Origin of the sequence: Simiduia litorea, assembly GCF_042853465.1 — a bacterium.
In the GTDB taxonomy this organism is placed as follows: domain Bacteria; phylum Pseudomonadota; class Gammaproteobacteria; order Pseudomonadales; family Cellvibrionaceae; genus Simiduia; species Simiduia litorea.
Map to the genome: position 1 here is coordinate 3,933,946 of NZ_AP031497.1, position 19,733 is coordinate 3,953,678.

Annotated in this window: 21 protein-coding genes; 6 read left to right on the top strand and 15 right to left on the bottom strand. The window is 52.6% G+C overall.

Annotation, left to right across the window (positions count from 1 at the left end):
* Window positions 1–28: 28 nt before the first annotated feature.
* The 4 genes from ACGHTT_RS17375 to pomA all read right to left on the bottom strand — a co-directional run bounded on the left by ACGHTT_RS17375 (window position 29) and on the right by pomA (window position 3,322).
* Window positions 29–592: an HNH endonuclease gene (locus tag ACGHTT_RS17375; RefSeq protein WP_390592240.1), complete on the bottom strand. Its 564-nt coding sequence runs from the start codon at window positions 590–592 to the stop codon at window positions 29–31.
* 356 nt (window positions 593–948) lie between these two features.
* On the bottom strand, window positions 949–1,563 hold the full coding sequence (locus tag ACGHTT_RS17380; protein WP_390592241.1) for a PilZ domain-containing protein: 615 nt from the start codon (window positions 1,561–1,563) through the stop codon (window positions 949–951).
* A complete protein-coding gene (locus ACGHTT_RS17385) occupies window positions 1,563–2,549 on the bottom strand; it encodes a flagellar motor protein MotB (RefSeq protein WP_390592242.1) in 987 nt (328 codons plus the stop codon). The genes ACGHTT_RS17380 and ACGHTT_RS17385 overlap by 1 nt, the downstream gene beginning before the upstream one ends.
* A gap of 11 nt (window positions 2,550–2,560) precedes the next feature.
* On the bottom strand, window positions 2,561–3,322 hold the full coding sequence (gene pomA / locus ACGHTT_RS17390; RefSeq protein WP_390592244.1) for a flagellar motor protein PomA: 762 nt from the start codon (window positions 3,320–3,322) through the stop codon (window positions 2,561–2,563).
* A 260-nt stretch (window positions 3,323–3,582) separates the two neighbouring features.
* Between pomA and ACGHTT_RS17395 the strand changes: the two genes are divergently transcribed.
* The 4 genes from ACGHTT_RS17395 to ACGHTT_RS17410 all read left to right on the top strand — a co-directional run bounded on the left by ACGHTT_RS17395 (window position 3,583) and on the right by ACGHTT_RS17410 (window position 7,488).
* On the top strand, window positions 3,583–3,828 hold the full coding sequence (locus tag ACGHTT_RS17395) for an exodeoxyribonuclease VII small subunit (RefSeq protein ID WP_390592245.1): 246 nt from the start codon (window positions 3,583–3,585) through the stop codon (window positions 3,826–3,828).
* A 3-nt stretch (window positions 3,829–3,831) separates the two neighbouring features.
* On the top strand, window positions 3,832–4,719 hold the full coding sequence (gene ispA, locus ACGHTT_RS17400; protein WP_390595076.1) for a (2E,6E)-farnesyl diphosphate synthase: 888 nt from the start codon (window positions 3,832–3,834) through the stop codon (window positions 4,717–4,719).
* 116 nt (window positions 4,720–4,835) lie between these two features.
* Complete coding sequence (gene dxs, locus ACGHTT_RS17405; protein WP_390592246.1) at window positions 4,836–6,737, top strand: 1-deoxy-D-xylulose-5-phosphate synthase; 1,902 nt, start codon at window positions 4,836–4,838, stop codon at window positions 6,735–6,737.
* A 31-nt stretch (window positions 6,738–6,768) separates the two neighbouring features.
* The gene (locus tag ACGHTT_RS17410) at window positions 6,769–7,488 is read left to right on the top strand and encodes a leucine-rich repeat domain-containing protein (RefSeq protein WP_390592248.1); all 720 of its coding nucleotides are present in this window, start codon (window positions 6,769–6,771) and stop codon (window positions 7,486–7,488) included.
* Between the two features lie 135 nt (window positions 7,489–7,623).
* Here the strand turns inward: ACGHTT_RS17410 and ribA are convergent, their stop codons facing one another.
* The 10 genes from ribA to nrdR all read right to left on the bottom strand — a co-directional run bounded on the left by ribA (window position 7,624) and on the right by nrdR (window position 14,838).
* Window positions 7,624–8,226, bottom strand: a complete 603-nt coding sequence (gene ribA / locus ACGHTT_RS17415) for a GTP cyclohydrolase II (RefSeq protein WP_390592250.1) — start codon at window positions 8,224–8,226, stop codon at window positions 7,624–7,626.
* A 66-nt stretch (window positions 8,227–8,292) separates the two neighbouring features.
* The gene (locus tag ACGHTT_RS17420; protein ID WP_379784101.1) at window positions 8,293–8,937 is read right to left on the bottom strand and encodes a TIGR02281 family clan AA aspartic protease; all 645 of its coding nucleotides are present in this window, start codon (window positions 8,935–8,937) and stop codon (window positions 8,293–8,295) included.
* 4 nt (window positions 8,938–8,941) lie between these two features.
* On the bottom strand, window positions 8,942–9,439 hold the full coding sequence (locus ACGHTT_RS17425) for a phosphatidylglycerophosphatase A (RefSeq protein WP_390592251.1): 498 nt from the start codon (window positions 9,437–9,439) through the stop codon (window positions 8,942–8,944).
* Window positions 9,423–10,394, bottom strand: a complete 972-nt coding sequence (gene thiL / locus ACGHTT_RS17430) for a thiamine-phosphate kinase (protein ID WP_390592252.1) — start codon at window positions 10,392–10,394, stop codon at window positions 9,423–9,425. The genes ACGHTT_RS17425 and thiL overlap by 17 nt, the downstream gene beginning before the upstream one ends.
* Before the next feature lie 39 nt (window positions 10,395–10,433).
* Complete coding sequence (gene nusB, locus ACGHTT_RS17435; protein WP_390592253.1) at window positions 10,434–10,886, bottom strand: transcription antitermination factor NusB; 453 nt, start codon at window positions 10,884–10,886, stop codon at window positions 10,434–10,436.
* Window positions 10,887–10,889: 3 nt separating this feature from the next.
* On the bottom strand, window positions 10,890–11,360 hold the full coding sequence (ribE, locus tag ACGHTT_RS17440) for a 6,7-dimethyl-8-ribityllumazine synthase (protein WP_390592254.1): 471 nt from the start codon (window positions 11,358–11,360) through the stop codon (window positions 10,890–10,892).
* A 39-nt stretch (window positions 11,361–11,399) separates the two neighbouring features.
* Window positions 11,400–12,521 carry a bifunctional 3,4-dihydroxy-2-butanone-4-phosphate synthase/GTP cyclohydrolase II gene (gene ribBA / locus ACGHTT_RS17445; protein WP_390592255.1) on the bottom strand — a complete coding sequence of 374 codons (1,122 nt, stop codon included), beginning with the start codon at window positions 12,519–12,521 and terminating at the stop codon, window positions 11,400–11,402.
* Window positions 12,522–12,534: 13 nt separating this feature from the next.
* A complete protein-coding gene (locus ACGHTT_RS17450) occupies window positions 12,535–13,206 on the bottom strand; it encodes a riboflavin synthase (RefSeq protein ID WP_390592256.1) in 672 nt (223 codons plus the stop codon).
* An 11-nt stretch (window positions 13,207–13,217) separates the two neighbouring features.
* Window positions 13,218–14,369, bottom strand: a complete 1,152-nt coding sequence (ribD, locus tag ACGHTT_RS17455) for a bifunctional diaminohydroxyphosphoribosylaminopyrimidine deaminase/5-amino-6-(5-phosphoribosylamino)uracil reductase RibD (protein ID WP_390592257.1) — start codon at window positions 14,367–14,369, stop codon at window positions 13,218–13,220.
* A 1-nt stretch (window position 14,370) separates the two neighbouring features.
* A complete protein-coding gene (nrdR, locus tag ACGHTT_RS17460; RefSeq protein ID WP_290259506.1) occupies window positions 14,371–14,838 on the bottom strand; it encodes a transcriptional regulator NrdR in 468 nt (155 codons plus the stop codon).
* 126 nt (window positions 14,839–14,964) lie between these two features.
* On the opposite strand from nrdR, the gene ACGHTT_RS17465 reads away from it, so the two are divergent.
* On the top strand, window positions 14,965–17,010 hold the full coding sequence (locus tag ACGHTT_RS17465) for an ATP-binding protein (protein WP_390592258.1): 2,046 nt from the start codon (window positions 14,965–14,967) through the stop codon (window positions 17,008–17,010).
* A 3-nt stretch (window positions 17,011–17,013) separates the two neighbouring features.
* Here ACGHTT_RS17465 and ACGHTT_RS17470 read toward each other — a convergent pair whose 3' ends face one another.
* Window positions 17,014–18,660, bottom strand: a complete 1,647-nt coding sequence (locus ACGHTT_RS17470) for an AMP-binding protein (RefSeq protein WP_390592259.1) — start codon at window positions 18,658–18,660, stop codon at window positions 17,014–17,016.
* Between the two features lie 192 nt (window positions 18,661–18,852).
* Between ACGHTT_RS17470 and ACGHTT_RS17475 the strand changes: the two genes are divergently transcribed.
* Complete coding sequence (locus tag ACGHTT_RS17475) at window positions 18,853–19,635, top strand: UDP-2,3-diacylglucosamine diphosphatase (RefSeq protein ID WP_390592260.1); 783 nt, start codon at window positions 18,853–18,855, stop codon at window positions 19,633–19,635.
* Window positions 19,636–19,733 lie beyond the last annotated feature (98 nt).

Here is a 19,733-nt window from a genome sequence, read left to right on the forward strand (position 1 = left end):
TGGCCTAAGGATACCCTATCCAGCGCCCTTACAACCAACGGCAATTATTGGAAAACTGCGGCCGCAAGTACTCCATTTGATCACCGCGAATCCGGTCGCTGTTTACCAGGGCTAAATACTCGGCATTATTGGGCCGGTAGGGCAAAGCAATGAGATTCATCTGAATCTCATCTAAAAGAAAGTTACTTTTATGTTGATTGCAGCGCTTGCACGCCGCCACAACATTTTCCCAGCGATCCAAACCACCGCGGCTGGTGGGCTGTACATGATCGCGCGACAGATTCATAAAGCTAAACGACTTACCACAATACAAGCACCGATAATCATCGCGCCGAAACAGGGCCCGATTTGTCAGCGGCGGACGATTGCGCAGTGGCGCTAAACGCCCACCGCCGCAGGCCAAAATTGATGGCAACTGAATGCGACTGGTTAACCCGGTGAGCCGCGATTCTCCGCCCACCACGCGTTTCACCACCCCGCCTAAACTCCACGTCACCAAATCCCTCGCGTAGAGACAAACCGCTTCCTGCCAGCCAATCCATTCGATAGGCTGGCCGGAAAGATTAAGTCGAAGAATGCGTGCTTCAGGCATTGGGTCTCTCCATGAACAACAAGCGAAATTCACTGGCGCTAAGCCTAGCTAAGTAAAAAGCTACGGCACTCGCACGAAAGAGATATGACAAGAATAAAGAAATTGGAACAAAAGCGGTAAAAACGAGATATTTAAAAGCGAGAAAGTGACCGGCTACTAAGAAAAGCAGCAGAAAGCCGTCACATGAGCACCTGATTGCAATGAAGGCAAAACCCTCCTTTTCTATTAGGCGTTTAGCTCGAGTGTATAAAATTCATGCAGATCGTCAAGCACTTTTTCCGAGCCACCGGTCGAGCCATTGCCAATAACCGCACAATAACGCGATTCTAGCTATTATCTAGTATGGGTAGGCGTCGCTATTTACTTGGTTTATCCATGCCAACCGCTAGCGCCGTCTGCAGCTCCGACTGCTCTTCGAATTCAATCATCAGTCGATGCTCGCGCAGCTGCGAACCTTGGCGCTTAACAATGTGCTGTATTAAAACCTCTTGATCGTGGGGGCTAAGGGCAACAAAGTTTGTGCGCAAATAAAAGCCACCATCAATCGCTTCACAATCGAGCACCTTGCCATAAGTCACAATATGATTTCCCTCCGGCCGCAAAATCAGATCGAGACTCAACACCTTGCCAGCGGCTATTAACTCTTCAGTGATAAAGGCCATACCGCAGGCGCTAATATTGACCTCGCGCACGCGATGGGCGACATCTCTAACCAGTCGGCTATCGAGCTCCAACTGTGCAATAACACAATTAATCTTATTATTGAGCGTGGTAAACAATTCGGTCATCACTGGCGACGACAATTGCGGTAGCAATTGGTCGATGGCATTTTCATAGCGAGAAAGCAAACTCAGCGTATCCACCGGTTGCGGGTCGTGCTCTTGCCGCGTTCTCGCCTCCTCATCTGTTAACACGCGGTAGGCCACCCCCACCTTGTCATTAATGCGAAAAAAACGCCGACGCTCGGACATTAGAAAACCTCGCTCGGATCGAGATCAAATAAATATTCAGGGTCCAGATTTAAGTCGCGCAAAATATCTTGCCCCTCTTCTTTTAATACTTCCAAATCGGCTTTATCGATATCCGAATCCACGCCTTGTTGAATAACAATTTCCACCCGGCGATTGCGCGCGCGATTTTCGCCGCTGTCGTTCGCCACCAAAGGTTTGGTATCGGCAAACCCAGACACCTGAAAACGGCGCGGGTTGATTTCATTGCCCCGCATCAACTCGGTTGCCACAGACACGGCGCGGCTTGATGATAATTCCCAATTGGAGCGGAAACGCGCCGTGGCAATAGGTATGTTGTCGGTATGCCCTTGCACCTCGATTTTGCCCGGCTTCGACCTCAGCACAGCGCGAATCTCCTCCATCACATCGGCATATTGCCCAACTAAATCAGCCGAGCCTGAGCGGAAAGAGCCCTTCTCTCGAATGCGGATAATGATTTTTCGACCCTGGGTTTCAATTTCAATTTCGCCGGCAATAATTTGCGACTGTAACGCTTGGGCAAGATCTACGGCGTCATTTTCAGTTTGTTGAATAAGCTCTTCTAGCTTCTCTCTGATGCGCGCCTTAATACCCGCTTCTGTCGCTTGGTCGCCCTGCTCAACGTCATATTCTTCATTGCACTGCACCTCCAGACTCATTTCTGTAATGTCTTGGGTCTTCTGCCATATTTCATTGATGGGTGTCGGGTTGGGTGTGCCAGGGCTAAATTCCTGCGCGATGATACTGGTGCCCTTGGGCACATCATCCACATTGAGTTTGTTTTGCACCCCAAATGCCTGCGCCATAGAACCTGCCAAACGCTTAAACTTCATGGCATCCATTTCAGAAAAAGATAAGAGCAGCACGAAGAAGCACATCAACAGTGCCATCAAATCTGCGAAGGTGCCCATATACGCGGGCAGCCCCGGCGGGGGACATTTACAGTCGTGTTCTTCCTCGGCAGCCACAGGTTTACTCCTTAACCCGCATCTGCCGCTTCGCGCTTACCTTCGGGGAGATAGGTGCGTAACATGGAATCGATAACACGTGGGTTTTGACCACCCTGAATCGCCAAGAGCGCATCCAGTACTAAACTCTTGATCATGGCCTCTTCACCCGCGCGCAATTTCAGCTTATCGGACATGGGGCCAAAAATACCGTTTGCCATAATGGCGCCGTACAGCGTTGTTAGCAGGGCCACCGCCATAGCGGGGCCAATGGATTTCGGATCATCCATGTTCGACAACATGGCAACCAAGCCCACCAAGGTGCCGATCATGCCCATGGCCGGTGCCGTTTCTGCCATGGCAGCAAAAATTTTAGCGCCGTATTCATGCCGCTCAATGGCCAGCGCTTTGTCTTTAGACAACAGCGCCTTAACCACGTCGGGATCGTGACCGTCCACCAACAACTGAATGCCCTTCTGTAAAAACGGGTTGCTTACCTCCTTACCTTCGAGCGACAGCAAGCCACCTTTTCTCGCAGCGTCGGCAAGCTCGACTATCTCGGCGATCAAATCCACCGGATCGGTACTTTTAAAGAGGAAGCTTTTCGCCATGATTTTCATGGCTGAGAGGTAATGAGATAAACCAAATTTGATCATTACCGCAAAAATCGACCCGCCCACCACAATGACAAACGACGGCGCATCGGCAAACATGCCTAAATTACCCGCCATCAACATAGCGGTTAAAATCAAACCAATGGTCCCCAAAAGGCCAATGAGCGTGGCTAAATCCACAGAAAACTCCTTACTTGCTTATCGATATCCGCAGCCATTGCCGGTTTTCTTCTTACTTATCGTCCAAAGCCACTCAAACTGAACCCTGCGACTACGGTATTAGTTTAGTTAGGAAACTGGGATTAGCTTGGAAATCAGCGGAAAGAATTTACGCTTTTAGACCCAGCGCACCTTCGCGATTGACCGACTCGAAGCCCTCGTATAGGGTGGCGGCTTCATTTAATGCCTCATTTTTACTCGCAACTACAGGACGCGCAGCCATGGCCAGCCGTAAGAAACCACAAGACTTCGAACAGTCCCTGGCCGCACTTGAAGCGCTGGTTGCGAAAATGGAAAAAGGCGACCTTAGCCTAGAAGATTCCCTCAAGGCATTCGAGGAGGGCGTGCAGCTGACCCGCGAATGCCAAGCGCGACTGCAGGCCGCTGAACAGCGCGTGCAGGTACTGCTGGCGCAGAATGGCGAAGTCCGCTACGAAAACCTCGACGGCACCGAACAAGAAGACTAGATGATGGAGCCAGCACTCACCGCTTTCAGCCAACGGGTTAAACACGCTGTCGACGCTCGGCTCGAGCATGCCATAGAGCACCTAGCCGGCTCTGGTGCTCAACTCAAAGCCGCCATGCATTACAGCCTTACCAACGGCGGCAAGCGCGTGCGCCCGCTTTTGGTCTATGCCAGTGCCCAAGCCCTTAAACCGGACCAAGAAGACGGCCTAGACTGGGTAGCGGCCGCGGTCGAATCCATTCACGCCTACAGCCTTGTGCACGACGACCTACCGGCCATGGACGACGACGACCTGCGCCGCGGCAAACCCACGACCCATATCGCCTTCGACGAAGCCAGCGCTATTTTAGCCGGTGACGCATTGCAAACACTCGCGTTTGAATTACTCGCCCTTGCCCCCTTTACGGCGGAACTAAAAGTAGGCTTGATCACTCAGCTGGCGAGTGCTTCTGGTGCCAAGGGCATGGTATTGGGCCAGGCCATCGATCTTGCCGCCGTCAATCAGCAGCTCGACCTAACGCAGCTAGAGCGCATGCACCGGCACAAGACCGGCGCGCTGATTTGTGCATCCGTTGCCATGGGCGCTCTGGCAGCCGGCGCCACTACGGAGCAACTAGAGGCGCTGCAGCGCTACGCAGAAGCCATCGGCCTCGCCTTTCAAGTGCAAGACGACATTCTTGACGTCACCTCAGACACCCAAACCTTGGGTAAACAGCAGGGTGCCGATAGCAGCCACAACAAACCAACCTATGTCTCGCTACTCGGGTTAGAGGGTGCCAAAGCCAAAGCTCAGGAGTTACACCGAGATGCCCATCAGGCACTGGCCAGGCTCGGTTCAGCGGCCGACACGCTCAGACAATTAGCCGACTATATTATCGAGCGCAAAGCTTAAATGGCCGGGCTTGCCGGCCCCGCGCCCAATTTCCCGAATTGGCGCTAGTCATTTAATCACTGGCGCCCTAAAATGGCCGGTTCAAGCAGCCAGCTAGCCAGTGCCGACTCTCAGTTATGTTTAACGAAATTCCACGCCAGCGCCCAGAAACGCCGCTATTAGACAGCATCGCGCTGCCTAAAGACTTGCGCTTGCTGGATGTCGATCAACTACAAGACGTTGCACAGCAGCTGCGCCATTACCTGCTGTACTGTGTTGGCCAAACTGGCGGCCACTTTGGTGCAGGCCTGGGCGTGGTCGAGCTTACTGTGGCGCTGCATTACGTTTACAACACTCCGGCCGACAAAATCATTTGGGATGTTGGCCACCAGACCTACCCGCACAAAATTCTTACCGGCCGACGCGAAGCCATGTTGAGCATGCGCCAACGGGACGGCCTTGCGGGTTTCCCCAAGCGCAGCGAAAGCGAGTACGACACTTTCGGCGTGGGCCACTCAAGCACGTCTATCTCCGCCGCCCTGGGTATGGCACTCGGCCACGAAATGGCGGGGCTGGATAACAAAACTGTGGCCATCATCGGCGACGGCGCCATGACCGCTGGCATGGCTTTCGAAGCACTCAATCACACCGCGCACACCGAAACCGACATGCTGGTCATTTTAAATGACAACAACATGTCAATTTCCAAAAATGTCGGCGGTTTGGCCACCTACTTCTCGCGCATCTGGGCCAGTAAATCGTACAACGCCTTGCGCGAAGGCAGCCGCAAAGTGTTGTCAAAAATTCCCGCCGCCTGGGAGCTGGCGCGCAAAACTGAAGAGCATATGAAAGGCATGGTTTCGCCGGGCACCTTATTCGAGGAGCTGGGTTTCAACTACGTTGGCCCCATCGATGGCCATGATACCGCTGGCCTTGTGCGCTACCTGAGTAATTTGCGCGACATCAAAGGGCCAAAATTACTGCACATCATTACCCAAAAGGGCAAAGGCTTTGCGCCGGCCGAAGCCGATCCCGTTGGCTACCACGCGCTCAATAAAATTGAGCCCAAGCAACCGGTGCAGGATGTCGCGAGCAATAAACAGAAATATCAAAAAATATTTGGCGACTGGCTGTGCCAACAAGCCGCCGCCGATGAACGCCTAGTGGCGATCACACCCGCCATGTGCGAAGGCTCGGGCATGGTGGATTTTGCGCGCCAGTTTCCCGAGCGCTTTCACGATGTCGCCATTGCCGAACAACACGCGGTAACGCTCGCGGCCGGTCTCGCCTGTGAGGGCCAAAAGCCGGTCGTCGCCATTTATTCAACTTTTTTACAACGCGCCTACGATCAACTGGTGCACGATGTCGCGATTCAAAATCTGGACGTCACCTTCGGTATTGATAGGGCGGGCCTGGTGGGTGAAGACGGCCCCACCCACGCCGGCAGCTTTGATTTAAGCTTTTTGCGCTGTATCCCCAATATGATTATTGCGGCGCCCTCGGACGAGGCCGAATGCCACCAACTGTTGTGCAGCGCTTATCAGTTTAATGGCCCTGCCGCTGTGCGCTATCCGCGCGGCAATGGCGTGGGTGCGGCCATAACCACAGAGCTGCAACCACTACCGGTTGGTGTCGGCCGTCGAGTCAGAGAAGGTAAACAAATTGCCATCTTGTGTTTCGGCACACTGCTGGCCAATGCCGAAAAGGCCTGTACGCAACTCAATGCCACCCTGTGCGATATGCGCTGGGTTAAACCTTTAGACGAGGCGCTGATTCTCGACCTAGTTAAGCACCATGAACTTATCGTTACCCTAGAAGAAAATGCTGTGGCTGGCGGCGCAGGCTCGGCGGTGAGCGAATATTTGAATAGCCAAGGCATCGCGGTGCCGGTATTGCAGCTGGGTTTACCGGATAGCTATATCGATCACGCCAAACAGTCGCAAATGCTCGCGGCTGCAGGTCTCGATGCTGAGAGTATTGTCGCCCGGGTTCAAGCGCGCGTCGCCTCGCTCGCAGGTAGACCAGCGGTTAACGCCTAAACTTCACTGACTCAGAAGCCAAGGACAGAGCATGCAGAAAAGCTCAGCCTATGTTTTTATCGCCACGGCCGCCGCGGTGTTTTCAATCGCAAAATGCGCCAGCGGCCCGGCCCCCTCCCAACAAGTTGCCGACTCAGAAGCCACCTTGCGCTATGCGGAAATCAAAGCTGCCCGCGAAGCCAGTCGGCTTAATTCAGCGGAACTGGAAGCCTCGATTCAACATTTGGATCAACTTGGGCTCACCGACCAAGCGCTGTATGCATGTGTTAAACAAAGTGTTGAATACGCATTGAGCCACACCGGCGGCAAAGTCATTGCCCAACCTACCGATATCGAAAAACTCGATTGCGCAGGGCGCGGCATTTTTCGGCTTAACGGTTTAGAGCACTTTAAAAAACTAACCGACATCGATTTGTCGGGTAATAAAATCACTAGCCTCGAACCGCTAAGCCAATTGCGCGAGGTGGAAAAGCTGGATCTCGAAGACAATCAGGTGAGCAGCATCTGGTCCATTCTCGGCATGGACAAACTCACCACGCTCAAGCTCACCGGCAACCCCGTGGGCGACCTCAATCATGTCAACGGCTTTAATAGCCTCACGACGATTAAATTTAAGTTGAGCAAAACAGACCGCTGCGATTATTTGGTCAGCATTAAAGAGGCTCTGGCGTACAGCAAGGCCTCACTGGCCATACCCTACCGCTGCTTGGATGAATTCGGCGAGCCGGCACGGCTTTCGGATTTTGAATGACGGAAGTAAACAGAACAAGGAGTTAACAGTTTACAGGAAGGGCAAAAGCCAAAACGCTGAAGATCAGCACGCCTTTGCTCTCGCTTTTCCTGTCAACTGTAAACTGTTTACTTTTTTTGTTTGCTTTTCTACCTATCAACTTTCGTCGCCATCTTCCAACAAATGCCCCAACTTACCCTTCTTGGTTTCCAAATATTTCGCATTGTGAGGGTTGCGACCAGTCTGATGGGAAATGCGCTCCACCACGGGAACTCCCACATCTTTCATCGCTTTCACTTTGCGCGGGTTATTGGTCATCAGCCGAATCTTCTGAATATGTAAGTGCTCAATCATCGGCTTCAGAATAGAATAGTCGCGCATATCGGCACCAAAACCTAAGGCCTCGTTGGCCTCAACGGTATCGGCACCACAATCTTGCAGTTTGTAAGCTCGAATTTTATTGAGTAAACCAATACCGCGACCTTCTTGGCGTAAATAGAAAATCACGCCACGTCCCGCGATAGCAATTTTATGCATCGCCGCCTGTAGTTGCGCACCACAATCACAGCGCAAACTAAACAGCGCGTCACCGGTCAAGCACTCGGAGTGAATGCGCGCGAGCACAGGTTCTTCACCGCGCACATCGCCCATAGTGAGCACCACGTGCTCCTTGTTGTTGGCACTGTCTTCAAAACCATGCATTTCAAATGTGCCCCACGGGGTGGGCAAGCGGGAAGACTCTACGTATCGAATTGTCACTTAAAAACCTCTAAATTACGCTGACCTACTGCGTCAAGGCGCTCTACTTTTAAAATTCAGAAAATCTTAAAAGCGCGACCGAATGAGAAGTACGCCCTGCTCTCGGTCGATGTCGACCTTATCGAGAAAACTGTTACCGAGTAACACCATTTCTGGAAAATCACCTTCTAACACCACGGCAGAAACCTGGTTGACCAACACATTACCAACGCTGACCGACTCTAAATTCACCTGCCAGGCCTTTTTCTTGCCGCCCGCTGTACTGGCCTCACCCACTAACCCTTGGCGATACTGCACGCCCAGAGATTGAGCATGGCGCTCACTCATGGCAACAGAGGTTGCGCCAGTATCGACCATCATGTCGACCTGCCGACCATTGATTAACCCCTTAGCCCAATAGTGACCGCCCTTGCCAGTATTGATGCGCACCTCAGCTCTATCTGGCGCATTAAATAACGCGCCTATCTGACGGCTCAGATGTAATTCTTTTTGCTGTCCTTGATAAGAAATAATGGCCCGCTTGCTATCGGCAGCGATAACCGTGACACCTTCTGGGCTCGTTGCGCCGACCTTGAGCAGCTGACGCTTGCCATTTATGTCCAGTAACGCACTGCCTTTAAATAAACCGCTAACCTTTATGTCGATTTCTGCGCTAGCCAACAGCGTACAAGACAGGCTTAAACACACACTGAGCAGTAATAATCTAAACATCTGCCTAGGCCCACGGTAGACATATAGCGGTTAGCTGTAAAACCAGTAGCGCCATCAAGCCCGCTAATACGTCGTCCAGCATCACACCAAAACCGCCCTTCACTTTCTTATCCACCCAACCAATAGGCCAAGGCTTCCAGATATCGAATAGGCGAAATAAAACAAAGCCGTAGAACACCCACATCAGCCCATGGGGTGCGAATAACATGGCGATCCAAAAACCGACAAATTCATCCCAGACAATGGCTCCGTGATCACTCACACCCAAATACTTTCCAGCGTAATCACACAGGTAAATACCAACCACCGTCGCCAGTAAAAGGGCAGCGAGATAAGCCCCCAAAGGTAGCTGTTGCAACAACAAAAATAGCGGCACCGCCATTAATGTGCCAACGGTTCCAGGGGCTTTGGGCGATAAGCCACTACCAAAACCTAACGCTAAAAAAAGACGCGGATTAGCAATAAGTGTGGCGAAAGACGGCAATCTAATTGGCGGCGTCAAAATGACTGTAACCTCGACGCTTGGGCTCGAACACCTCACCACCGATATAGCAAACCACTTCACTGCCTTTAACAATCTCACCAATGGCTGTGGCGTGTAACTTACCGTTGGCAATTAGCTGCTCTATTTTCGCCAAACGCGCTTGCGGCACAGTAAAGCAAAGCTGGTAGTCATCGCCACCGGCTAAGGCCCAGTCGGCAATTTGTTCGGCGGTAGCTACTTTATTCAGTGCCGTTGAAACCGGCACTCGCTCGATATCAACTTTTGCGCCCACGCCACTTTCTTCACAGATGTGGCCAAGGTCAGCTAACAATCCATCCGACACGTCGATGCCACAAGTGGAAATATCGCGCAGTAATTTTGCATCTTTAATATGCGGCAATGGTCGATAGTAATGCGACATAAAATAACTAAACGCGGATTTACCAACGGTTAATTCCTGACGAATCACCGCCAAAGCCGCCGCTGCATCACCGAGATTACCGGTAACATAAACCACATCGCCAACGCGCGCATTCGAGCGCATTAACGCGTGCTCAGCTTCTACCGCGCCATGCACTTGAATGGTGATAGACAGCGGGCCACGGGTGGTGTCGCCGCCCACGAGGGCGATATTAAATTCATCGGCAACCGTAAACAGGCCCTTGGCAAAACCTTCGAGCCAGCGCTCATCGACCGAGGGCAAAGTGAGCCCAAGTGTAAACCAAAGTGGCTCAGCCGCCATCGCCGCCAAATCACTGAGATTCACCCGCAGCGCGCGCTCGGCAATTAACTCGGGGTCGGCGTTGCGAGGAAAGTGTATGCCACCCACCAGAGTGTCCATCGACACGGCGAGTAGCTTATTCTCCGGCGCACTCAACAGCGCACAATCATCGCCTATGCCCATGTTGACACCGAAGGCACGGGCCGATTGATAAAAGTACCGCTTGATGAGTTCAAATTCACTCAGCGCCATAACAACTCCTCAATAGATCTCTAAATCCCTTTATAGCAATTAGCGCGTTTGACCGCGCTCTGCCTTGACTTCAATAGCGCGAAGATGCGTAGCCGCCTGATCTAATACGCCGTTAATAAATTTGTGTGCATCAGTGGCGCCAAACTTTTTAGCTAAGGCAACACCTTCGTTAATCACAACTTTATAAGGTACGTCCAAACGGTACTTCAGCTCATAGGTCGACAAGCGTAAAAGTGCCTGGGTAATAGGATCTAATTCTTGCAAGTTACGGCCCTGTAGGTAGGGCTCAAAGGCGGCTTCGATAGCGTCTAACTTGGCTGGCACTTGATGCAACAGTTCTTGAAAATAAGGCACATCAACTTTTGCCATGTCGTTATCGGTGCGAAATTCTGCCTCTATCGCATTGAGCGAGCTATTCGCCATTTGCCATTGATACAAACCTTGCATGGCATAGTGGCGCGCTTGACGACGCGCCGATGCGGAAACTGTCATAACTTATACCTTGGCCAACAAAGAGACCATTTCTAACGCTGTTAACGTAGCTTCAACACCCTTGTTGCCGGCCTTGGTACCCGAGCGCTCTATCGCCTGCTCAATTGAATCAACGGTCAACACGCCGAAGCTGATAGGGACACCGCTGGCCATAGAGGCTTGCGCCAAGCCCTTGGTGCACTCGCCGGCGACATATTCAAAGTGCGGTGTGCCACCGCGAATCACCGCGCCGAGCGCAATAATGGCATCAAACTTTTTGGTGTTCGCCAGCTTCTGAGCCACCAGAGGAAACTCAAACGCACCTGGGGCGTAATAAATAGTCACGTCTTCGTCTTTGATTCCGTGGCGACGCAAGGTATCCAACGCGCCATCTTTTAAGCTCTCAACCACAAAACTGTTCCAACGGCTCACGATGAGTGCGTATTTGCCTTGGCACTGGGCGAAATCGCCTTCGATTACTTTAATATTGCTCATGGTCTTTCCTATTCACATTTTTCAAAAATAAGTACACATTTATTCTGGACAAGAAAGCCGATCAACAACTTCCAAATCAAAGCCAGAAATAGCCGAAAATTTTAACGGCGCCGACATCAAATTCATTTTTCGCACACCGAGGTCACGCAATATTTGCGCGCCGGTGCCCACTTGCTTATAGACGGCATCTTGGCTTAATTGCCGTTGGCGACCCGACAGCATCCAGTCGATATTGTCGGCAATGTCTTGCGGTGTTTCGGTGTGACAAATCAACACCACAACACCGCGACCCTCTTTTTCCACCGCGCGCAAGGCTGCGTGAAAAGTCCAAGGCGCATACTCGCTGTCCGATGGGCGCTGAATGGTTAATAAATCGCGCGCGTTATCTTGCACGTGTACACGCACCAATGTCGGTTCGTCGCCTTTCACGTCGCCTTTCGACAACGCGAAATGCAATTCTTGCCGAGCTATGTCGCGGTAGGTACGCAAATCAAACTCGCCAAAGGCGGTTTTTACGCTGCGCGTGCTTAAGCACTCCACGGTTTTTTCTTTCACGGAGCGGTAGTGAATTAAATCGGCGATGGTGCCAATTTTTAAATCGTGTTGCTTGGCAAATATTTCGAGATCAGCACGTCTGGCCATGGTGCCGTCTTCGTTCATAACCTCAACAATCACTGCGGCAGGTTCAAAGCCCGCTAAACGCGCCAAGTCGCAACCCGCTTCGGTATGACCAGCACGGCTTAACACGCCACCCGGTTGCGCCATCAATGGAAATATATGGCCAGGCTGAACAATATCTTCGGGCTTTGCGTCGCGTAGCACCGCTGCGCGAACGGTGCGCGCGCGGTCTGCCGCCGAAATGCCGGTGCTGACACCGGTCGCCGCCTCAATCGACAAGGTAAAGTTGGTCGAGTGCTGGGCTCGATTGTGGCCAGCTCCTACCATTAAGGGTAGGTCCAATTGACGGCAGCGCTTTTCCGTCAGTGTTAGACAGATTAAACCGCGCGCGTGCTTGGCCATGAAGTTAATATCTTCTGGGCGAATCTGATCGGCCGCGATAATTAAATCGCCTTCGTTTTCACGATCCTCATCATCCATCAAGATAACCATTTTACCTTGACGAATATCGTCGATGAGTTCTTCTACGGTATTGAGTTCCATAATGCTTCCTGTTTCATTGACCACGGTTAAAACCGTTTTCGGTCAAAAATGCCATGGAGAGGCCGCCGGACTTCTGTGCAGGTTCGGCCGCTTTATCTCCTAAGAGTAGTCGCTCGAGGTAACGCGCTAGCAGATCTACTTCCAAATTCACTTGGGTGCCTGCTTTATAGGTGCCCATCACCGTCTTCTCAAGGGTGTGGGGCACAATATTCAATTCAAACTCAGCGCCATCCACAGCGTTAACGGTGAGACTTGTGCCGTCGACGGTGATGGAGCCTTTATGGGAAATATATTTGGCGAGATGCTTGGGCGCTCGAATGCGAAAACGCTCGGAGCGTGCATCGCCATGGCGGCTCACTACTTCGCCGACGCCATCCACGTGGCCACTAACCAGATGCCCCCCCAAGCGAGTCGTGGGGGTCAGGGCTTTCTCAAGGTTCACAGGCATTCCGCTGGCCCAGCTGGCGAGGGTGGTATTGTCGAGGGTCTCGACACTGACGTCCGCCCAATAGCCATCGCCAGGTAACTCAACCACGGTCAGACAGACGCCATTGGTGGCAATTGAATCACCGAGATGAACATCGCCGAGATCTAAGCCTCGGGTTTTTACCCGTAGGCGCAAGTCGCCGCCTTTGGCTTGGGCTGTGGCTATTTCGCCGACGGCTTCAATAATTCCTGTAAACATTCAGCTACCCGTTAACTCACTTTAGCAATCGCGGCAGGTCTAGCGGTAATTCGCCAATCAGACCCCACGGCGCGGATATCGACTATGTCCAACTTTCGCTGCTCGGCCATTTGATCGAGCGGCAACTGCAACAGCGGTCGCGCCGATGAACCCATAATAGTAGGCGCCATGTACACGATAAGCTCGTCAACCAAGCCAGCCGCCATAAAACTGCCCGCCAGCCGACTACCCGCCTCAACTAAGACCTCGTTGCATTCGCGCCGAACCAGCTCCTCCAGCAGCAACTTCAAATCTAGGCCATCGCTTTGCTGCATGGGCAGGGCCCAACTCTGCACCGGCACAGCACTGCCGGCATAATCCTGCGGGTTGTTTTGCACCAGTAACACCTCGCCGCCAGCGCTCAATAAGCGGCTCGACTGCGGCATCCGGTTGCGCCTATCAAGCACCACCCGCAGGGGCTGTCGCGCTGCGGCTTTTGCGGCAAGATCGGCAGCCAGACCTAAATCCTTGGCGCGCACCGTGAGCGCCGCATCGTCGTGCAACACGGTATCGATGCCGGTAACGATGGCGCAGCTGGCGGCGCGTAAACGCTGCACATCGGCGCGCGCCTCAGTGCCAGTAATCCACTGCGACTCGCCGCTGGCCATGGCCGTGCGACCATCTAGGCTCATGGCGAGCTTTACCCTTACCCAGGGTAAACCCAATTCCATGCGCTTGATAAAGCCGGGGTTTAACGCCCGAACTTGCGCCTCCATGACCGGGCCAACGACCTCGATGCCGGCACTGAGTAAGCGCGTCAGGCCACTACCGGCCACCTTTGGATTCGGGTCCTGCATGCCATAGACCAAGCGCGCAATCCCAGCATCAACCAAGGCCTGACTGCAGGGGCCGGTGCGACCCTGATGGTTACAGGGCTCAAGGGTGACATAGGCGGTAAGACCTTGACCGCTCATGCCCTGCGCGGCAAGCGCGGCCAAGGCATTGACTTCAGCGTGACCAGAACCGGCTTTTTCATGCCAACCTTCGGCCACTATCTCTGACCCAGACTCGCGCTCAGCCACTAACACACAGCCTACCCGAGGGTTGGGTTGTGTGGTGTAGCGACCTCGTTCGGCAAGTTGTATAGCGCGCGCCATGAAGCGCGCATGATCGGCGCTGCTCACACTATTCTCCAGCGCGCGGGCTACGCTCTAGGCGCTCAATTTCATCGCGGAATTCGCTGATATCTTGAAACTGACGATAGACCGACGCAAAGCGCACATAAGCCACTTCATCGAGGCTACGCAGCTTTTCCATCACCTTCTCGCCCAACAAGCGCGACGGTACTTCGCGCTCGCCCGTTGCTTGCAGCGCATGTTTAATTTGATTCAGTGCAGACTCGATGTCTTCCATCGATACCGGGCGCTTTTCCAACGCCCGCAGCAAGCCAGCCCTCAGCTTTATTTCGTCGAAGGGCTCGCGGGTACCGTCTTGTTTGATGATGCGTGGCATCAGCAGTTCCGCCACTTCATAGGTGGTGAAGCGCTCGCGACACGATAAGCATTCTCGACGACGGCGCACCTGATCGCCTTCGGCAACCAAACGAGAGTCGATGACTTTGGTGTCATCAGCGCTGCAAAATGGGCAATGCATAGCGTCAATCCAGCAATAATGTGGCGCGCATCTTACCACGCGCAGGCCTATAGGCACTAAGTTGACACTAAATACCGAGTGAAAAGTAAGGCTATACTGGATTTTTCACCCCTGATACCCGCAAGTATGAGCCCAAGCCCTGAAAATCTAATTGCCAACTTAAAAGATTTCCTGCCTGGTTATATCTACCGCTGCAAGGCTGACGCCGATTTCACCTTACTGGAAGCCGATGGCCAGCTCGAAGCCGTTACGGGATATGAACCCGAGGACTTCTTCAACGGCAAGTGCAGTTTTGTCAGCATCATTCACCCAGACGATCTGACCTTGGTTAATCAGCGCATTGAAAAAGCCCTCGCCGATAACACCAACTTTCAAATTGAATACCGCATTATCGACAAATCCGGCCAGGTCCGATGGGTCTGGGAAACAGGCTGCACCCTTGGCAATGGCGAGATTTACGGCTTTATCAGCGACCAGCTGCCCGGTTTAGGCCGCCAGCACCGACTCAATGATGCCCAGCGTCGCGTGGTGGCCGTGGCGGGCTCGGGTGCGGTTTCTGCCGGCGACGACAGGACCGTTGCCGAGGCTATTTGCCAGCACTGCACCCAATGGCTAGGTGTTGAGCGCACCAGCGTCTGGCTGTTCGACGACACGCAAACCCAACTAGATCTCGTGACCTTACATCTCAAGTCCAGCAATCAATATTGCACCGGCCAGTCTCTCAAACGCGAGCAATACCCCGCTTACTTCGATGCCTTAATCACCGGCCGCGGTATCGATGCCAGCGATGCGGCAACGGACCCAAGAACGTCGGAGTTCGCCAGAGGTTATCTAGATGTATTAGGCATAAAAGCAATGCTCGACGCTGCCATTCGCAATGGCGACCAGATCATCGGTGTTGTCTGCTGCGAGGCCATTGGCGAGCACCGGCAGTGGAACCTCGACGATATTAATTTTGTCGCCGAGCTAGCCGACCAATTCTCTCAAACGCTGAACAATAAAGAGCGTCTTCAAGCCCGCTACCTAGCGATAAAAGCACAGGCCGCAAACGACGCAAAAAGTCGCTTTCTCGCCACCATCAGCCACGAAATTCGCACGCCACTCAATGGCGTACTCGGCATGGCAGAACTGCTAATCGACTCGCCCCTCAACGAGGATCAAAAGGACATTGTGGCAACGTTACAAAGCTCTGGGCAGCTGCTTCTATCTGTGATCAACGATGTATTGGATTATTCAAAAATTGAAGCGGGAAAATTCGAGATTCTGCCCTCGCCGGTCGATTTAAAACGATTGCTACGGCAAATGACGTCGTTGTTTCAGTACGCAGCACAGCAGAAAAATTTGGATCTCATCGTTGATATTAAAACAGAGCTACCGCACCTGTTGCTAGACGCGAGCCGGCTACAACAAGTCATCGCTAACTTGCTCAGCAACGCGATAAAATTCTCCCAGCTTGGCAAGATTACCTTGCGCCAATCCGCTAGCGACAACACGCTCATGATTGATGTTATTGATCAAGGCTGCGGCATTAGCGACGATCTTAAAGCGCGGCTATTTCAACCCTTCGAACAAGAAGTTCGAGACCATCAACAAGAAAAGACCCAAGGCACCGGGCTCGGGCTAGCCATATCCAAGCGCATAGCAGAAGCCATGGGTGGCAACATCTTGGTCACCAGTAGCCTCGGCGCCGGCTCCACCTTTCAGATCAAACTGCCGCTCGTGCCTGCACCGACAATTGCACCTAGTAGCCAAGCGACAGCGCACAGTGCCGAACCAGGAAAATCACTAAACGCACTGAGCGTGTGGGTCGCGGAAGACAATCAAGTGAATCAACGCGTTATCGAAGGCCTACTAAAACGCCTTGGTATCGAGCCAACAATTTTTGCCAATGGACAGTTAGTGTTGCATGCACTGGCAGTAGCGGAGCCGCTGCCAGATATTATTCTCATGGATTGTGAAATGCCGGTGTTAGATGGCTTGAGCGCAACCCGGCAAATAAAAAGCAACCCGCGCTGGGCCGGCATCCCGATTATTGCTCTAACTGCACACGCGCTGACCGACTATCGCGACAAAACGAAAGCCGCCGGCATGGACGGCTATCTAACCAAACCCATTCAGCCTGAAACGCTGAAATCGGCGCTAGAAATGACCTGCGTGGCAGCCAACACCTAACCGCTATAAAAGCGATTCTTCAAACTGCACAGCTCGCTCTGTCATTTTGTCGAGCAGATGAACAAAGCGCTCTTCAATAACACCGCGCCTAATTTTGAGCGTCGGCGTTAACAGGCCGTTTTCAATGGTCCAAGGCTCTTGCATGACCATAAAACCGGCCAGCTTTTCATGAGATTCCAACTCGGCATTAAATGCCGCCAAGGACTGCGCGAGCGAGTGCTCCAACTCTGATCTTGCCGCGGCGCGTCCCGCCTCGGTTAAAACGACCAGCGCCACAGGCGCGGGGCGACCAATACCCATAACGCAAGATTGCTCCACCCAATGATTGCGAGCAATGAGATTTTCAATAGGCGCAGGCGCCACATATTTTCCTTTTGCCGTTTTAAACTGCTCTTTCAAGCGGCCGACAATTTTGTAGGCACCATCGGTTGTTTGGGTACCGCGATCGCCAGTTTTAAACCAACCATCGACGAAGGACTCGGCAGTGGCTTCAGGATTATTGTAATACTGAGTAAACACCGCCTCGCCGCGAATTTGCACCTCGTCGTTTTCGCCTAAGCGCATTTCTACACAATCCACCGGCACACCGATGGTGCCAATGCGTTTTTCGCTATAAGGCAAATTGGAGCAAGACATACCCGCCGTTTCCGTCATACCCCAGCCCTCGGCAATAGGCATACCTAAGCGCGCGTACCAGCGCAACATATCCGGCGCGATGGGCGCAGAGCCCGAGCCAAATACGCGGCAGTTATCTAAACCTAAACCGGCGCGAACTTTCTTTGCCACCAATTTGCCAAGCAAAGGAATGCGCAATAAGCGCTGTAACTTTTGATCCGGCATTTTCGCTAATATACCGGCTTGGAATTTGGTCCACAGGCGTGGCACAGAAATAAAGAATGTGGGCCGCGCATACTTCACATCGTCGACAAAGGTTTCCAGCGACTCGACGAAAAAAATTTCTACTCCCGAATAAATGGACATCAACTCGAGCACACAGCGCTCGGTAATATGCGCCAGCGGCAAGTAAGACATACAGCGGTCGCCTGCTAGCCAGGTCATTTGCGCCGCTGAGGTATAGCTGGACGAAGCCACATTGCGGCACGTTAACACTACGCCTTTGGGGCGGCCGGTAGAACCGGAGGTATAAACCAAGGTGAAGATGTCATCGGGTTGCTGGGTGGGCAATTGGGCGAGCGGCTCATAGGTATCAAGCCACGCTTGCCAGTGCGCGGAAGCATCGGCTGTTGGGTAGGGAAAGGCAATGCGCAAAACCGATGCAGGAATAGCGTTATTAGCCGGTGCACAATCATCTAACTTACCTAGGAAAACCGCACGCGCCTCGCTGTGCTCTAACACATAGGCAATCGTGTCTTCGCCCGCGGTCGAATAAATAGGCACGCTCACCATGCCCGCCATCATGATGGCGAGGTCAGCCACAAACCACTCGGCAGAATTTTTGGCGAGTATGGCAATTTTATCGCCGGCCTGAAAATGACTCGCCAGTCCAGCGGCAATTTTGCGCGCCTGCGTGTCGACATCCGCCCAGCTCCACTGCGTCCATTGGCGCTCAACTGGCTGATTTAAATAAATTCTATTGGGGTGCTCGGCTACGCGGGCACTGAATTGCGCTAGCGGTAAGAGATATTCCATAAGCTCGCCTGACAGTGATTATTGTTATTAATGCATAGCCAAATGTGCCATAGATAGCGCATAAAACAAACCAACAAACTACCGTAAAAGCCATCGTTACGATAAAAAATTTCATCGTTTTGCCACAAAAGTGCGACACAACGGTCATTTTTGTCCCACACCATACAGCTCATCCGTTGTGGAAAATCAAAGATGACCAAGCAGTTTCGCACGTTATTTTTATCCGATATTCACCTAGGCTCTCGACACTGTAACGCCGAGCTGTTGCTACAAACGCTCAACAAAATCAAAGCCGATACCATTTACTTGCTCGGCGACATTGTCGATCTCTGGGAGCTCAAAAAAAACCACCACTGGCAAAGCACCCACACCGCGGTGCTGAACCACTTCAAAACGCTGGCGCAACAGGGGGTTCGCATTGTGTACGTGCCAGGGAATCACGATGCGCCCTTGCGCCAGCACTGCGGCGTTTTCCCACCCGGTATCGAAATCTGCCGAGAAACGGAGCACCGCACTAAGCGCAATAAACGCCTTTTACTGATCCATGGCGACTGCTTCGATAACGCCTTGTATTGTGCACCCTGGCTGTATTGGCTAGGTGACAGGGCCTACGACCTGCTGCTTTATATCAATCGCCATTACGCGCGCCTAAGCTTTTGGCGCGGCAAACCCTACCGATCGCTTGCAGGCTTTGTTAAACAACGCTTCCACAGAAGCCAACAACTGTTGCACACCTATCGCCAATTGGCCCTGCAGCACGCCAAAGATCGAGGCTTCGACGGTATTGTCTGCGGCCATATTCACCACCCAGAACTGTTTAACGAAGCGAGCCATAGCTACGGCAATTGCGGCGATTGGATCGAAAGCTATACACTCTTAGCGGAGGACAATACTGGCAATCTACACCTACTCGACGCCAGCCAGCTCGACCAAACCTCGGCCAGTACGAAAGAGGCCTTGCCACAAGCCGCCTAAAGCTAAGACAACCTTCGCGACGGCAAAGGCGAAAAGCTGATCAAAAAAACGACAAAATCGCCGTAAATGTCGTGCCTTTCGCAAAACTCATAGGTACA

What these genes read in the sequence shown, in the direction of transcription:
- ACGHTT_RS17470 (WP_390592259.1), bottom strand. Translation starts at nt 18,660, where the DNA reads ATGGAATATCTCTTACCGCTAGCGCAATTCAGTGCCCGCGTAGCCGAG.
- ACGHTT_RS17380 (WP_390592241.1), bottom strand. Translation starts at nt 1,563, where the DNA reads ATGTCCGAGCGTCGGCGTTTTTTTCGCATTAATGACAAGGTGGGGGTG.
- ACGHTT_RS17475 (WP_390592260.1), top strand. Translation starts at nt 18,853, where the DNA reads ATGACCAAGCAGTTTCGCACGTTATTTTTATCCGATATTCACCTAGGC.
- nusB (WP_390592253.1), bottom strand. Translation starts at nt 10,886, where the DNA reads ATGACAGTTTCCGCATCGGCGCGTCGTCAAGCGCGCCACTATGCCATG.
- ACGHTT_RS17410 (WP_390592248.1), top strand. Translation starts at nt 6,769, where the DNA reads ATGCAGAAAAGCTCAGCCTATGTTTTTATCGCCACGGCCGCCGCGGTG.
- ribBA (WP_390592255.1), bottom strand. Translation starts at nt 12,521, where the DNA reads ATGGAACTCAATACCGTAGAAGAACTCATCGACGATATTCGTCAAGGT.
- ispA (WP_390595076.1), top strand. Translation starts at nt 3,832, where the DNA reads ATGGAGCCAGCACTCACCGCTTTCAGCCAACGGGTTAAACACGCTGTC.
- dxs (WP_390592246.1), top strand. Translation starts at nt 4,836, where the DNA reads ATGTTTAACGAAATTCCACGCCAGCGCCCAGAAACGCCGCTATTAGAC.
- ACGHTT_RS17395 (WP_390592245.1), top strand. Translation starts at nt 3,583, where the DNA reads ATGGCCAGCCGTAAGAAACCACAAGACTTCGAACAGTCCCTGGCCGCA.
- ACGHTT_RS17420 (WP_379784101.1), bottom strand. Translation starts at nt 8,937, where the DNA reads ATGTTTAGATTATTACTGCTCAGTGTGTGTTTAAGCCTGTCTTGTACG.
- ACGHTT_RS17375 (WP_390592240.1), bottom strand. Translation starts at nt 592, where the DNA reads ATGCCTGAAGCACGCATTCTTCGACTTAATCTTTCCGGCCAGCCTATC.
- thiL (WP_390592252.1), bottom strand. Translation starts at nt 10,394, where the DNA reads ATGGCGCTGAGTGAATTTGAACTCATCAAGCGGTACTTTTATCAATCG.
- ribE (WP_390592254.1), bottom strand. Translation starts at nt 11,360, where the DNA reads ATGAGCAATATTAAAGTAATCGAAGGCGATTTCGCCCAGTGCCAAGGC.
- ACGHTT_RS17465 (WP_390592258.1), top strand. Translation starts at nt 14,965, where the DNA reads ATGAGCCCAAGCCCTGAAAATCTAATTGCCAACTTAAAAGATTTCCTG.
- nrdR (WP_290259506.1), bottom strand. Translation starts at nt 14,838, where the DNA reads ATGCATTGCCCATTTTGCAGCGCTGATGACACCAAAGTCATCGACTCT.
- ACGHTT_RS17450 (WP_390592256.1), bottom strand. Translation starts at nt 13,206, where the DNA reads ATGTTTACAGGAATTATTGAAGCCGTCGGCGAAATAGCCACAGCCCAA.